Annotated in this window: 15 protein-coding genes; all 15 read left to right on the forward strand. The window is 45.3% G+C overall.

The window, feature by feature from the left end:
• Positions 1-253 precede the first annotated feature (253 nt).
• Positions 254-1,642, forward strand: a complete 1,389-nt coding sequence (rlmD, locus tag BLS58_RS11440; protein ID WP_090398939.1) for a 23S rRNA (uracil(1939)-C(5))-methyltransferase RlmD — start codon at positions 254-256, stop codon at positions 1,640-1,642.
• Entirely contained in the window at positions 1,639-1,773 is a 135-nt protein-coding gene (locus tag BLS58_RS18185) for a hypothetical protein (RefSeq protein WP_281241007.1), read from the forward strand. The genes rlmD and BLS58_RS18185 overlap by 4 nt, the downstream gene beginning before the upstream one ends.
• 122 nt (positions 1,774-1,895) lie before the next feature.
• Complete coding sequence (locus tag BLS58_RS11445; protein WP_245723151.1) at positions 1,896-2,765, forward strand: ParB/RepB/Spo0J family partition protein; 870 nt, start codon at positions 1,896-1,898, stop codon at positions 2,763-2,765.
• Positions 2,766-2,881: 116 nt separating this feature from the next.
• Entirely contained in the window at positions 2,882-3,034 is a 153-nt protein-coding gene (locus tag BLS58_RS17580; protein ID WP_176764724.1) for a hypothetical protein, read from the forward strand.
• 114 nt (positions 3,035-3,148) lie between these two features.
• Positions 3,149-3,550, forward strand: a complete 402-nt coding sequence (locus BLS58_RS11450; RefSeq protein WP_176764725.1) for a DUF961 family protein — start codon at positions 3,149-3,151, stop codon at positions 3,548-3,550.
• A gap of 68 nt (positions 3,551-3,618) precedes the next feature.
• Complete coding sequence (locus tag BLS58_RS11455; protein ID WP_090398942.1) at positions 3,619-3,813, forward strand: hypothetical protein; 195 nt, start codon at positions 3,619-3,621, stop codon at positions 3,811-3,813.
• A gap of 3 nt (positions 3,814-3,816) precedes the next feature.
• The gene (locus tag BLS58_RS11460; protein WP_425433691.1) at positions 3,817-5,262 is read left to right on the forward strand and encodes an FtsK/SpoIIIE domain-containing protein; all 1,446 of its coding nucleotides are present in this window, start codon (positions 3,817-3,819) and stop codon (positions 5,260-5,262) included.
• A gap of 69 nt (positions 5,263-5,331) precedes the next feature.
• Positions 5,332-6,348 carry a replication initiation factor domain-containing protein gene (locus BLS58_RS11465; RefSeq protein WP_245723152.1) on the forward strand — a complete coding sequence of 339 codons (1,017 nt, stop codon included), beginning with the start codon at positions 5,332-5,334 and terminating at the stop codon, positions 6,346-6,348.
• A 334-nt stretch (positions 6,349-6,682) separates the two neighbouring features.
• Positions 6,683-7,180, forward strand: a complete 498-nt coding sequence (locus BLS58_RS11470) for an antirestriction protein ArdA (protein ID WP_090398944.1) — start codon at positions 6,683-6,685, stop codon at positions 7,178-7,180.
• A 41-nt stretch (positions 7,181-7,221) separates the two neighbouring features.
• The gene (locus BLS58_RS11475) at positions 7,222-7,875 is read left to right on the forward strand and encodes a hypothetical protein (RefSeq protein ID WP_090398945.1); all 654 of its coding nucleotides are present in this window, start codon (positions 7,222-7,224) and stop codon (positions 7,873-7,875) included.
• A 137-nt stretch (positions 7,876-8,012) separates the two neighbouring features.
• Positions 8,013-8,987, forward strand: coding sequence for a conjugal transfer protein (locus BLS58_RS11480; protein ID WP_090398946.1), 975 nt, complete (start codon positions 8,013-8,015; stop codon positions 8,985-8,987).
• Positions 8,988-8,999: 12 nt separating this feature from the next.
• Entirely contained in the window at positions 9,000-9,254 is a 255-nt protein-coding gene (locus BLS58_RS11485) for a hypothetical protein (protein WP_090398947.1), read from the forward strand.
• Positions 9,255-9,330: 76 nt separating this feature from the next.
• Entirely contained in the window at positions 9,331-9,855 is a 525-nt protein-coding gene (locus BLS58_RS11490) for a conjugal transfer protein (RefSeq protein WP_245723153.1), read from the forward strand.
• Entirely contained in the window at positions 9,740-12,238 is a 2,499-nt protein-coding gene (locus BLS58_RS11495; RefSeq protein ID WP_176764726.1) for an ATP-binding protein, read from the forward strand. The genes BLS58_RS11490 and BLS58_RS11495 overlap by 116 nt, the downstream gene beginning before the upstream one ends.
• A 159-nt stretch (positions 12,239-12,397) precedes the next feature.
• The gene (locus tag BLS58_RS11500; RefSeq protein ID WP_090398948.1) at positions 12,398-14,554 is read left to right on the forward strand and encodes a CD3337/EF1877 family mobilome membrane protein; all 2,157 of its coding nucleotides are present in this window, start codon (positions 12,398-12,400) and stop codon (positions 14,552-14,554) included.
• The last annotated feature ends 20 nt before the right edge of the window (positions 14,555-14,574 follow it).

Raw genomic sequence — 14,574 nt, forward strand, 5'->3', positions numbered from 1 at the left:
AGGGATCAGAAGAGCAATCTGAACCCTCAGACGGAAGCGAAGAAGGTCCGAGAGGGATCAGAAGAGCAATCTGAACCCTCAGACGGAAGCGAAGACACTCCGAGAGGGTTCAAAAAAGCTATTTGAAATCTCAAAAGAATGATAGCTACTCCGAGTGGGACAGTAAGTGTAATACGGAGCTGTTTTCCGTATCCCCGTACATCCGGCGTCCGCTTCTTTATTTACGATTAATCAACGTTAGAGGGATAAAAACATGCCTAAAAAACCGACAAACGCCCCTGTGCAAAAAAATGAACGGATCGATGTTACTTTTCTGGACCTGACCCATGAAGGGATGGGTGTCGCCAAAGTCGATGGCTATCCGATTTTCGTGCCGGATGCCCTGCCGGGCGAAGAGGCTGATGTCAAAGTCGTAAAAACGGTGAAAAACTATGGCTTTGGCCGTTTAATGAAGCGTCATGTGGAGAGTGAGCAACGCGTTGATCCGCCCTGCCCGATTTATCATTGGTGCGGCGGTTGCCAGCTCCAGCATATGAATCAGGATGCGCAGCTTCATTTAAAACGTGAACAAGTCGTGAACGCGCTGCACAAGTATATGGGACGAGACGACATCCCCGTGCACGAAACGATCGGTATGGACGAGCCATGGGCGTACCGAAATAAAGCGCAAGTGCCGGTGGCGGAGCGGGACGGTGAGCTCATCGCCGGTTTTTACGCCAAACGCTCCCATCATATCGTCGATATGGATCATTGCCTGATTCAAGGCGATCAAAATGACGCGGCCATTCAAGTCGTGAAAAATATCATGAAACGTTATAAAATAAAGCCTTACGAGGAAGCAAGCGGCCGCGGCGTCATCCGCCATATCGTCGCCCGTAGCGGACGTTTGAGCGGAGAAGTGATGGTAATGCTCGTCACGAACGGCGAGGAGTTGCCTCATAAAAAGAAGATTGTGGAAGATATCCGCCAGGAAGTAAGCGGCATTCATTCCATCGTGCAAAACATCAATCCGAAAAAAACGAATGTCATTTACGGCGAGCGCACGGAAATCCTCTGGGGCGAAACATATATTGAAGAACGCATCGGCAAACTGCGCTTCGCGCTCTCACCACGTTCTTTTTTTCAAGTGAACCCGGTACAGACGGAAGCGTTGTATCAAAAAGTCCTCGAGTATGCGGAACTCCGCGGAAATGAAACGGTGATTGACGCATACTGCGGTATCGGTTCTATTTCTTTATTTTTGGCTGATGAAGTTAAAAAGGTATACGGCGTTGAAGTCGTTGGCGAGGCGATTCGTGACGCGCGCAAGAATGCAAAACTGAACGGGATAGCAAATGTCGAATTCTCGGTCGGGAAAGCCGAAGAAGTCGTACCTTGGTGGCGGGCAGCCCTTGGCATTCAAGCCGATGTCATCGTCGTCGACCCCCCGCGCAAAGGCTGTGACGAAAAACTATTGCAAACGATGATCGAAATGCAGCCTGAGCGCATCGTATACGCATCCTGCAACCCGGCCACGCTGGCCCGCGATCTCAGGATTCTCGCGGATGGTGGCTATGATGTGAAAGAAGTTCAGCCCGTGGATATGTTTCCGCAGACGACACACATCGAGTGTGTGGTTTCGATACGTCGGAAGGATATGTGAAAGTACTGTCATTCCAGCATCCGACGAAATTTTATACGTTTGAAGAAGACGAGGATGGCTTCCTGACAAAGAAGTTAAATCATTACATCGATGTATGCGTTGCTCTCGACTTGGATCTGCCATTCGTATGAAAATCGATGATTAATAAAGCTATGGAAATGCCTGTATGACGGGCATTTCCTTTTTATATACATTTTTATTTCCGGTTGCATAATAGAGCAATCGGCTTTTTTTATGAAAGGAGATGTGGGGCATGCCGAATTCAGACAATCTTTCAACTGTGCGAACGGAAAAAGTGGAGGAAATTCCATTATTGGAGATCAGTCATTTTCCTAATCATCCTTTTAAAGTCAAGGTCGATGAAGAAATGCTGGAAATGGCAGAAAGTGTGGATCAATATGGTGTCCTTGTTCCTGGGCTTGTACGACCGACGGGAGAAGGTGGATATGAAATGATTTCAGGACATCGACGGAAAAAGGCTAGTGAGCTTACGGGTATTTCTTCGATGCCTTGTATTGTTCGTGAAATGGAGGACGATGAGGCGACCATTATTATGGTGGATAGCAATTTGCAAAGGGAAAATATAGCGCCGAGTGAAAAAGCTTTTGCCTTTAAGATGAAGTTGGAAATGATAAAAAGGAAAACAGGACGACTTTCTAAAGAAAACGTGTCTCAAGTTGAGACAAAAAAACGAGCGGATGAAATACTAGGGGAACAATTAGGAGAAAATAGAAATCAAATACAGCGGTATATTCGTTTAACGAAGCTAATTACGCCAATTCTTGAAATGGTCGATGAAAAAGAAATTGCGTTTACCCCAGCGGTGGAATTGTCGTATTTAGGAGAAAATGAGCAAGAAACTCTTTACGAGACGATGCAATCAGAAGTATGCACCCCTTCCTTGTCTCAAGCGATACGAATGAAGAAAATGAGCCAAGAGAATAAGTTAGATACGGATATGATTCTTTCAATTCTTAGTGAACAGAAGCCGAATCAAAAAGAGAAAATAACGATCCAAAAAGAACAAATAAACCAATATTTCCCATCTGGTTATACGGATAAGCAAAAAGAAGAGGTGATTGTAAAGTTATTAAAACGGTGGAGTAGTAATAGAAGATTTTAAAATCAGCCCAGTTTATAGATAGCTTTTAGGATACTTGAAAGTGGTTTTTCCATACATTTTGATTCTCTGGTTTTTTACAGGGAAATTTTTTATGTCAGAAGAGGATGAATACTGCTATGAATTTTACAGAAGGAAAATGGCGTGAATATGAACGTCTCATGAAAGAAACTCCGGGATTTGATAGAGGGAAAGGCATTCAAGATGATCACTCTTCCTCATGTAATAAAAGACAAGTCAAAGAAGAGGTTATTGTCTCTAAACGCAAATGAGATGAATATCTGTGGCTACTTTCATTAAAGGGGGTGATGCTCCATTCGAACGAATATTTGATTTATAACTGGCTGTATAACGGTTTTTATTCTATGAAAAGGAGAGATCATTTAATGAGTTATCAAAATGGCATTTTTGCAGATCCAGCGACCTTTGGAGAATTGCGTTTCGTGGGGCATCAACGGGATCGTTATAAATTTGACCGGGTCCGCCAACAACGAACCGATATTTTGGAAGGCCGCGTGTATAAATTGGTGTCTTCCGTTCAACGGTCCGAAATCGAAGTGGAAGTACCTGAACACGTGGGAGAAATCGAGTTTGATTTTATGGAGCCGGTCGAAGTGAAACATCCGCTCATTACTGGCATGGCGCAAGCGCAAAACAATTTTGCCCAAATTCGTTGGATGACGCGTGTTGAAGATATTGTTAAAGCGAATGCCGGCAGTGGCATGACTTCTGTTGCTTCCTCTTCATCCAAGAAAGAATCGATCACGGAAGGAACCGACAAAAAATAAAGCATCCAGGCGTGTTGGCTGATCAAAGCTGGCACGCTTTTCGTTTGCCCAGAAAGGCGGAATCACGAATGGAAGGCTGCCGGGAAGAACATGAACAACGCGTCTTAGAATGGATCGGCGACCATTTTTATTTGGACCAAATCGAGGTGCGAGATTATCCGCTTTTTCCGTGTGGCAAATGGATGACCGATCGGAATGGAGAGACCATGATTGTATTTTGGGATATGCTCGATGATCGGATTTCGTATGTCGTTGAAAACTGAGAGGTGACGTCTATCATCAAGGATCGGTTATGGAAATATCGAGGAAGACGTATCCGTCGCCATATGCGCCATGCTGTATTACGGACCGGTCTTCTTCTTTTTGGGCTGTTCTTTTTCCTCACGTTAGGCATTTACTTCCGTGACCCCATAATGCATGGGCGACCATGGTTGGAGTTATCAACCTATCAAGCCATTCGAGATTGGGACTGGCTCAATATCAGTGTGGGTTTCTTCCTTGCTATCGTTGTTGGGATACTGGCGGTCGGTCTGTCCTACGTGATCTTTTACGATGGATACAAACGCCTGTCTCACAAACAAAAACTGGCTCGGATGTTTATTTCCAATGGGATGATGGAGACGGCAAACATGGATAAAAAGATACCGTGGAATCATCGAAAAAAGCAGAAAACCAAGGTAACCTACTTTCCGAAAGCCTACTACCGCGTCAAGGATAATTATATCCATATCAAGATAGCGATGGATATGACCAAACACCAGAAACAGTATTTAAACCTTGGAGAGGACATCGAAAACGGCTTTTATGCAGATACGGGAGAGCGGGAACTGGAAGACGGCTACATCTCCTACCGATTCCTCTACGATGTAAGAAGAAATCGCATTTCGATCAACGATGTCAAAGCCGAAAATGGTTCCTTGAAACTGATGAAGCACATCGAATGGGCGTATGATTCGCTCCCTCATATGTTAATCGCCGGCGGAACCGGTGGAGGAAAAACCTACTTTATTCTGACGATGATCGATAGCTTAATCAAGTCGGGAGCCGTCGTCTATATTCTTGATCCGAAACGTTCCGACCTCGCTGATTTAGCGGACGTCATGCCGAAAGGCACCGTGTTGTACACGCCAAGCGCCATGATGAAAGTATTGCGGGAATCCGTGGATGCGATGATGAAACGATCCGAAGAGATGAAAAAAATGCCGAACTATCAAACGGGAGGAAACTACGCCGATGTAGGGTTGCCGCCCGTTTTTATTGTGTTCGATGAGTATGTCGCTTTCATGGAATCCCTTGATCGGATGGAACAGATGAAGGCGCTCGAATACATGAAGCAGGTGATCATGTTGGGGCGCCAGATGGGCTATTTCCTTATCCTTGCCGCCCAACGCCCGGATGCCAAATATCTTGCCGATGGGATACGCGACCAGTTTAACTTTCGTGTTGCTTTGGGTCGGATGTCGGAAGCTGGCTATGGCATGATGTTTGGCGACACCGACAAACGCTTCATTTTCAAGAACATCAAGGGGCGTGGCTATGCCGATACCGGAACCTCGGTGATTAGTGAATTTTATACCCCGCTTGTCCCGAAAGAGTATGATTTTCTTAAGGAAATCGGGACGTCCGCCCCGGGAATGGAGCGAGCGTTGGCGGCGGTAGCCGCCAGCGGTAGCGATCGCGAGCGGAATGAAGGGGCGCCCGGAGGCGCGTAGCGCCGCAGGGTCCTACCCCCTCCTGCTTACAGGGGGGTAGAAATGATATCGCGAAAGGAGGGATGATGCATGACAGAAGCCGAAGAACAGCCGCTGACAGCGATGGTGGACTATCTTCGGGTGTCATTCAAGCATCAGGACGAGGATCGCATCATCCAAAACGTGTTAGGCATCAAAAAAGCGTTTATGATTCATGAAGAGCGAGCGTTCTACGGGTATGTCGGCACCTATGCCCTGGATTTTATCCGCGTGCTCTATTCCGTTCCCGGCGACGCGAAAGGAACCTTAATTGAATTGAGCGGCCAAGGCTGCCGGCAGTATGAAACGTTTTTAAAGGGCATGAAGAAAACGTGGTTTGATTTTCTCCAGCAATGCCTTCAAAACGGCGGCACCTTTACCCGTCTGGATATCGCCATTGACGATCACAAACCGTATTTTTCCCTCCTGAAGATTCGTGACAAAATCGAACAACAGGAATGTACGACACGGTTTAAAAAGATTCGCTTTCATTCCAGTGTCAATGCGAAGGATTGGCAGCGCGGCGGCCACACCATATATTTTGGTTCCCGTAAATCGGATGTCCACATCTGCTTTTATGAAAAAAATTACGAACAGGCGGAAAAATGGAACCTTCCCTTAGAAGATTTCGGGGACTGGAATCGCTATGAAATTCGCATGAAAGATCAGCGAGCCCAAGAAGCGATTCGCCATTTAGTTGATCGCCAAGATTTTAAAGGCGTCGCCATGGAAGTCATCAACAACTATCTTCGTTTTGTAGAGGCCAGGGATGTGCACCGGCGCTATTGGGATACGAGCCTGTTTTGGCAAACGTTTGTCGAGGACTTTGGGCACTTACGCCTCTTTGTGGAACCGGCTCAAGACTTTTACGAAAAAAGCTTGAATTGGATGAAGAATTATTGCGCACCGACCATGAAAATGGTGTGGGAAAAAGACCGGATATTAGGCACGAACGATTTGATGGATATGATCCATTTTTCCGACATGGGCAAGCGTCAAGAAAAAATGCTGGATGTTTTGGTGACGGACATTGACGACATGATGATACGCGAAAAAGCCTTCCTTTGAACAAGGAGGCTTTTTTGTTTGGATTCAACACCCATAACGTTCATTCGCTTCCATATAGGTATCCTGTCAACGGTAAGCGGACCGCTTGTAGCGGGAGCATTAAGGAGTTGACAGGAATGAGGCTTGACACCCTCTTGGCTTTGGAAGAAAACACTTTTTCTTCCTTGCCGCCCGGCGAGGGAGCCCCCGATTGCAATCGGGGGTTGGGGGTAAAAAAATGGCGGTCAAGCTGGCTCAGCTTGCAGGTTTGGACAGCGTCCAAGATTTTACAGGAATGAAAGGTTTGCCCGAACGATAGGAATTTGTTTTGTCTTAGGAAAGGATGTGAAAAAAGATGGACATGCATGTGTTCATTGTGAATCTTGGAAAATATAACGAGGGGGAATCGGTGGGCGCGTGGTTTACCCCGCCGATTCATATGGAGTACGTCCAAGAACGCATCGGTTTGAATGGCACGTATGAAGAATATGCGATTCACGATTATGAACTTCCATTTGATATTGGCGAATATACTCCGATTGAGGAAGTCAACCGTCTATGTGAAATGGCGGAAGAATTAAGTGGGACGCCGATGGCAGGGGCGATCAGAGAACTCCAGGATTATTTTGGTAGCTTTGAGGAACTGATGGAGCGACAAGACGATATTATTTATTATCCCGACTGTAACGATATGGAGGATGTAGCCATCTACCTGATTGAAGAAACAGGGATATTGGGCGAAATCCCCGGCCAACTGCAAGGCTATATTGACTATAAAGCTTTTGGACGTGACCTTGAATTGAATGGGGGTTTTCTTGTCACGTCTCATGGGATTTTTGAAATTGTCCATTAACCATGAGGAACGCAATTACAGGGTTGGTGGTTATATTCCTTATGATTAGAAATTTAGATTTTGTTCGTAGAGGTTTGACGCATTTAAATGTTGACGTGGATATAAGAAACATTGAACGAGCGATGGTTGATGAAGCAGAGAATCATTGTATTCGTTATGGGGAACCATTCATGATTCGCGTGCCTTTTTATCATGGCTTACGTGATTTAGGGTTTGATGAAGAAGGGGTTCTATCATTAGATGTGGTCCTGTTTGCGGTGAGAGATAGGGAGGCCTATACAAAGCATGGAGAGCCTATGTCTATCGACTATGTAGGCATCTTTGATCTGTTTATTGTTCCTTTGGAATATCAGGCAGTCCTTGAAAAAAGAGCAGATGAAAGAGAAGAAATGGAGGGCGATGATGAAATGAAACAAGTGGCATTGTTGAATCGTTCCTATTTAGAAAAGGCGTTGGATGATGTCGGCATGGTGGATGCAACAGAAGAAATCGTTGAACGCATGAAAGAACATGTGCTTTCGATGGTCAAACATCTTTATGAACAGTTTGTCATTGATGTTCGATGCATGGTGGATGATGTGTTGGAGACCATTCGACTTGTGTTTATCACGACAGAACATGTGGACCCGCCCGAAGATGGCGAAGAACAACCGCAATATGTCGAATTTGTCTCCCTCGAACAAGCAAACGAGTGATTGTTTATGACTAACCAATGTACCGAAAACCCATTAACGGTAGGAAAAAAGGTATATGGAATAGGCGTCGCCAACAAGGGTGTTACGAAGCGTAACATCCTTTTTCTATTGGCCGGAAAAAGAGAGGGGATGAAGGGTTGAAAGCGTCATTCAAACATGTATGGGAGCGGATGAAACGGCGGAAAGCAAGCATTCATCGGCCGCCAAAAGAAAAATCAACCATCAAAAAAGATACGTCGAGACGGACAGCGATCGCCGTTTGGATGCTCATTGGCGGATTATTATTTTTCTCGATGCTTGCCGTGATGCTTTCGATGCATACCCGTTCTACGTTCAATGATCTACGTGCGGCGGTCGTTGATGATGATCAAGAACCAGAAGAAGAAGATTCGGACATGGATGTTGTTACGGCGGATGCCTTTTTAAGCGATTTTGTGGAAGCGTATATCAATGTGAGGGATGATTCGGAAGCGTTAGAGGAACGGCAGGGCGCATTAGAGCCCTTTATGGCTTCGATGGAAACGGATGATGAATGGGATATGTATGACGTGGATATGGACGGGGAACGACGACTCGAACATGCAGCGTTGTTTCATGTTGACGAGACGGATGATGGCGGCGTTTTTCAATATGAGGTCACTTATATCAATGAATACGACGATGAAAGCGAAGAAAAGACCCTGCTCCTTCACGTCCCACTGGCTGAAGCAGATGGGCAATATGCAGTGACGGGGGAACCGTATTTTACGCAAGTGTATGATTTGGGTGCTTCTTCGATCACGCTTGAAGATGAAGAAAGAAACATGGATGCGTATGTGGGGGATGAACAGGAAGCGATTCTTGCCTTTCTGGATGATTTTTTTGAGGAATATGCCTCGGGGGACGAAAACGATTTAACGTATATGATGAGGGACCCGGAAAGTTTAAACGGGGCTTTTGTTTATGAAGGCATGGCAAATGAAACGATGGAGCAACAAACGGATGGCTTTTTGGTCCATACAGAGGTTCAGATGGTCGAAGAAGTGACAGACCTTGCGTATGCCTTTGACGTTAATCTTTATTTGGAAGACATGAACGGAAACTATATGGTGACGCAAATGGATTATGAGTAGGAGGGGAGGCTCATGGACATGATGGCATGGATCACGATTGTAGGGCAAGCCAACTTGCCTGATTTGTCGGCGGTTGAAAATTGGGGTTTGAATATTGTAACGCAAGTCATCACCTTAATTGTGATTTTTTTGGTGACGAAGCATCTGGCCAAATTTCGGGTCGGTGCCGTGGTTTCGGCTTGTATCTTTGCAGCGGTTGTGACGTTTGTGGTGCAAAATTGGGATCAAGTGACGGAATGGGTGGAGGCATTAATTGATCTCTTGTAGGTGTTATGAACACTATCATTCCCATCTTTCGTTTTGTAGCGTTGGTTGAATGGATGATTGGATGAGGGGGGCTTTGATGCGCGTGATTTTTAACTATCGGCAGGCCTTGCGAGAACCGAAAAAAATCCAACAAATCACGGAAAACTATTCGTTGCCATTTTCGATTGAGTTCATCCCTGCGATGAACTTTTTAATTTTTATGGCCATGACAGCCGGTGTGCTTTATGGCATCCATACGGTTTTTCCGTTTGCATTGGAATGGACATTTGTCATCTTTCTGATTGGGATTCCCCTTATGTTAACGGCGTTAGTGAAAAAAATACAGCCCGATGGGAAAAACATTTATCTCTACATCTATGATTTTGTCAAGTATTTGGTCAGCGTGAAACTCCCGAACAAACGGCTTTGCCATGATCGGCCCGTGGCATGGATGAAGGATGCAAGAATTCAATTTCGTCAATGTGTGAAAGTGGGGAGAAAGAAACATGGGCGTATTAAAAACACCGATCAAAACGATGATGGGGAATTTATTGTTAACGAGTACGGGCGACGTGTGGGCGTTCTATCGTATTCAAAGCACATCGATTCCCAAGCAGAATGAAAAAGTCGTGGATAGTTATAAAAAGAATTGGAAGCAATGCCTGGAAGAATTAACGGATTATCAGGATGTTCACTTTATGATGTATCCGCAGGAGTTTCGCTTAAACGAACGATTGGAGGACCTGTACCAAGATGTTGCCATGGATGCAGAAGCGATGGCGACGTATTACATGGATGAAACGCTCAACTTGTTGGAACAACGGTTGGGGCGACTCACCAAAAATGATTTCATTTTAGGCGTTCGATTGAAAATGGAACGAATCAACGTGGACGCCGAATTAAAAGAAAATGTGTTCTCGCTTTTTTCGGGTGTGACGGATACGATTGTCAATCTATTAGGGTGGGAGCAGCACGTGTCTGCTTCCTTTTTTGAGCAATTTCGGGAAGCCGAAGGCGAGTTAGCGAATGTGGTTGCCATGGTTGGGGGCGTAAAACTAACCGAGCGTGAATTGATTTATGTGAACCGCTTTCATTTTATGCGGGGGTTAGATCATGACGTATCGGAAGAAATGGATCATGCGTCGCCGGAAGCCATTACCAATACTATGATTGATCCGACAACGCCATCGGTGCTTCACCTTCATAGTGATGAAGATGACGGGTACATCTCGTTTGTGGTGGTGGATGAATACCACCATAACATGGCCGGGAGTGAATTGTTTTATGAAGCCCAATCCCTTCCGTTTCCCGTTGAGATCGATATCAAAGCGCAAGTGGAAAGTAAAACCAAAACAAAAACGAATGTCAATCTCAAAAAACAACAATTGCGAGAATCCGCTAAAGAGCAAAATCGGATTGGCGATGAAACGGATGCATCGGTCGCCACCAGTGATTATTTAGTGCGGCAGCTCCAGGATGAGATTAAAAAAGACGACGTTCATATGATCAATTGGATCGCCGTCCTGATTGTGGATGGAAAAACCAAAAAAGCCTGTTTGAATCGTGCCAAAGCCGTTAAACGCCATATGAAATCGGCAGGGATGATTTGTCGTGTGCCTGTGGCGGATCAACTTCTATTGTTCTATCAAAGTTTGCCCGGCAAACGTCTCGATTTAACCCATCGGAATTGGCTCCAAAAAACCACCCAGGATGGGTTAGCGGAAAACTTTTTTGCGGTAAATGCGGATGTCGGTTCAAAGGTCGGATACTTTATTGGATGGATTGACCGGTTTGACAAGCATACCGATTTGGCAGCAGCGATTCAGTCGAGTCGAGACCCGATCTTTTTTCATCCGTTTTTAGCGAATCAACAAGTCAAGGGCTCGAAAACGAGATCCCCCCATGTGCTGATCACAGGCGATACCGGCAATGGAAAATCGTTTTTGGCAAAGTTGCTGTTTCTCTATATCACGATGATGGATGTGAAATGTTTATATATTGACCCGAAAAAAGAGTTACGAAAATGGATACGGAAAGCGATGATCCATCCCGACGTGAAAAAAGATTTTCCTTTATTTGTGGAGCATTTGAAAACGTTCCACTTTATTACGCTTGATGCGGAAGACGAAGAAAATTGGGGTGCGTTAGATCCCATTTCTTTTTTGCCACCGATGCAGGCGAAAGAAATGGTAGAAATGATTGTGTCGCAAGTGTATAGCTTTAAGGGCAAAGATGATGTTCATACGGCGTTCTTAAAAGCGATTACGACGGTCATTGAACAAAAAGAGAAAGGCTATCAAGTTGGAACAACACACGTGATTGAAGCATTAACCGCCCATGAGGAACCGGCGGTGCGAAAGGCCGGGGCATTTTTAGCGGAAGTGACGGCTGATTCCGTCATGAAATTATGTGTGCATGATGGGTCAAACGATGCGTTATCCCTTGATAAACGAATCAGTATTGTTGAAATTGAGAATTTAGATTTACCGGAAGCCACCGACAGTATCGAAAGTTATACGAATGCGCAATTAAAATCCAGTGCGGTGATGTATGCCCTGGGAAAGTATTGTGAACTCTTTGGGAAAACGAAAGAAGAACGAACGGCCGAGTTTATGGATGAGGCATGGATGATCACAGCGAATGCCACGGGGCGGAAAGTGGAAAAGCAAATGCGACGAGTGGGGCGAAGTTACAATAATGCCTTGTTCTTCATCTCTCAAAGCACCAAGGATGCCCTACGAGAAGAAGAAAGTGGGAACTATGGGGTGGCCTTTGCCTTTGACGAACCCAACGAACGTCCCGACGTTTTAACATGGATGAATATGGAGGCCACGGAAGAAAATATTGAGATGCTTGAGGACATGTACCAAGGGCAATGTTTGATGAAAGATTATTATGGTCGAACAGCGAAAATGAGTGTGGAATGTTTGTTTGATGAATGGACTTCGGCCTTTGAAACGGTGGAAGCCTCAGCTGTTGCATCCGCTGAAGAAAAATATTTATAGCGAGAAGAGTCACGGTCCACGTGGCTCTTTTTTAAGTGATTGGTTTTAAATACTGTGATCGTGACCGTGTGTATCGCGTATGTACGGAAAACGACGGAACGAAGGTGATGGACGACGTTCATTGATGAACACGGTTGGATGAAGAAGGGAGGGATTGGGGTGTGGTCGAAAAGACGCGTGGTCCTCATGCTTATCATGGGGATCTTTTTGCTTTTTCCCTCGGTGGGGATGGCTTTTATCCCCGGATTGTTTGAGAGTGATGAAGATGCCGATGACGTGATGAATCCTCCCGACACGGTCGAAGAAGGCGGTGTGGAGGTGGAAAGTGAACGTTTCCCTATGGAATCCTATAGGGTCAACAATGAATCGAACGATGAAAACATCATGGGCATTTTTGTAAGTATAAGTAACGCTGTCATGACGTTTTCAGGGCATGTGGTCTTACTCGTGGACACGGTTTTGGATGAATTATTTTCGCTTAATCCGATTGAACGATTTGCAGGGGCGATTAATCTAATCTCCCAATCCATTTATGACACCTTACAGGAACGCTTTGGTCAATTATTGTTTCTTATCGCGATGGGATATATCACGTTTGTGATTGTCACAAAGGCATCCTTTCGAGAAGCCATCCGTCGTTTTATGTTATTTATCGGTGTGTTGATCTTTGCTGGGTTTTGGATGTTGAACAGTGGCTTTTTTATGCAGACGTTTAATGCGCTGTCTTTAGAGATGCAAGGGCACTTGATTGACGCCGGCAGTGGGATGTTTCATATGGTTGATGGCGATGGGGTGTATGATCAGTCCGGTTACATTGATGTGGAAGACCCGATGGATGGCACAATTGCGATGATGCGTAATGTCTATTTTGAACTGGCGATAAAACGCCCCTATATGATCGTTAATTATGGTGAAACGAGCGAAGATGCAGTTAATGAAAATGATGCGGTAGATACAGAAGACTATGGCGGCAGCCAGTATAATCGTTTTGATCGACTTTTAGCGTTTGATTCCACGGAAGATGGGCAGGCCTTAAAGCAACAATATGTCGAGGAGGAAGAGGTGGATCAAAACGAGAATCTGTCGATGGGTTCAGGGGCCGTCTTTACCCAGCTGGGTCAAGTGCTGATTGGTTTACTGGTCGCCCTTTTTCTTGGCATTCCATTTACGGTTTTGGGCTTTTTAAATTTTTTGTTGCAGTTGATCGCGTTAGCCTTAGCCTTTTTCCTTCCGTTTTCCTTGATCCTGTCGTATATTCCACACTTTGCGTATAGCGGTTTTAAAACCTTTTTTAAATTGTTGACGGTATTTTTAGTGAAAGCCATGTTGGGGCTGATCGTCGCGTTTGTCTATGTTTTGACGTTTGTCGTGGAAACCATGGTACCGCCGGATACCTTTGGGTTGTATTTGGCGAATGTCACGGTGTTGATATTCTTGCTTATTCTTCTCATGAAAAAGCGAGACGCTTTGGTGAAATTGATCACGGCCGGACGTGTGCAGTCGTTGGACGGCCAATTTATGAATCAAGTGAATCAACGCATGGTCAACCCTGCGATGGATAAAGTCGGAAAGACGGCGTCCGCATTTAATCCGACCGCGGGAATGATGATCCATAAAATGAATCGAATGCGCCAACCATCAACGGAAAGGCCTACGCCCCGTTCATCGTCGAAGGCGGAAGCCAGCCAAGAAACCATGCATACGCAAGGCCAAGAGCAACGGGCTTCTCAAAAGGATCAACGTTTAGAAGGCGATCAACCGTCTAATCGTCAATATCATCAACCAGAAGAACGTCGCCCGCAAACGGATCAGAAAGAGAAAAAACAGAAGAAAAAGGAAAAACGAGGCGACGAGAGGAAAAGCGATGCGTCGAAAGAAGGGTTTCGTCCCGATAACAAGAAACGGAACAAAGATGGGTCAACGAAAAGGAGACATAAGCGTCGGTCTGATTTAGAAGATCGTCCGAAGAAACGTTCATCGAAGGATCATGCGGATGTAAACCAAAAGGAAAAACGAGGCGAAGAGAAGAAACGGAATGCACCGAAAGAAGCGTCACGTCTTGATAGCAAGAAACAGAACAAAAATGGGTTAACGAAAAGGAAATATAAGCGTCGATCCGATTCATCAGAGCGCCGGATGGATCATTCATCGAAACATCATGTGAACATGAACCCAAAGGAAAAACGAGGGCAACCTTCGCCGAAGAAAAATCAAAGCCGAAAGGGAAATGACCACCCGAAACGGACCCCGCAAGAGAGAAAGGATGAAAAGGTAGAAAAGGAAATAAAACCCGTTGATAAAAAGGACAATCGTTAAGGGATGCTTGCGGGCATTCC

The organism is Natribacillus halophilus (assembly GCF_900100185.1).
Taxonomy (GTDB): Bacteria; Bacillota; Bacilli; order Bacillales; family Marinococcaceae; genus Natribacillus; species Natribacillus halophilus.

Coding starts and splice junctions, on each gene's coding strand:
- rlmD (WP_090398939.1), top strand. CDS start 254: ATGCCTAAAAAACCGACAAACGCCCCTGTGCAAAAAAATGAACGGATC.
- BLS58_RS11445 (WP_245723151.1), top strand. CDS start 1,896: ATGCCGAATTCAGACAATCTTTCAACTGTGCGAACGGAAAAAGTGGAG.
- BLS58_RS17580 (WP_176764724.1), top strand. CDS start 2,882: ATGAATTTTACAGAAGGAAAATGGCGTGAATATGAACGTCTCATGAAA.
- BLS58_RS11450 (WP_176764725.1), top strand. CDS start 3,149: ATGAGTTATCAAAATGGCATTTTTGCAGATCCAGCGACCTTTGGAGAA.
- BLS58_RS11455 (WP_090398942.1), top strand. CDS start 3,619: ATGGAAGGCTGCCGGGAAGAACATGAACAACGCGTCTTAGAATGGATC.
- BLS58_RS11465 (WP_245723152.1), top strand. CDS start 5,332: ATGACAGAAGCCGAAGAACAGCCGCTGACAGCGATGGTGGACTATCTT.
- BLS58_RS11470 (WP_090398944.1), top strand. CDS start 6,683: ATGGACATGCATGTGTTCATTGTGAATCTTGGAAAATATAACGAGGGG.
- BLS58_RS11475 (WP_090398945.1), top strand. CDS start 7,222: ATGATTAGAAATTTAGATTTTGTTCGTAGAGGTTTGACGCATTTAAAT.
- BLS58_RS11485 (WP_090398947.1), top strand. CDS start 9,000: ATGGACATGATGGCATGGATCACGATTGTAGGGCAAGCCAACTTGCCT.
- BLS58_RS11490 (WP_245723153.1), top strand. CDS start 9,331: ATGCGCGTGATTTTTAACTATCGGCAGGCCTTGCGAGAACCGAAAAAA.
- BLS58_RS11495 (WP_176764726.1), top strand. CDS start 9,740: ATGGGCGTATTAAAAACACCGATCAAAACGATGATGGGGAATTTATTG.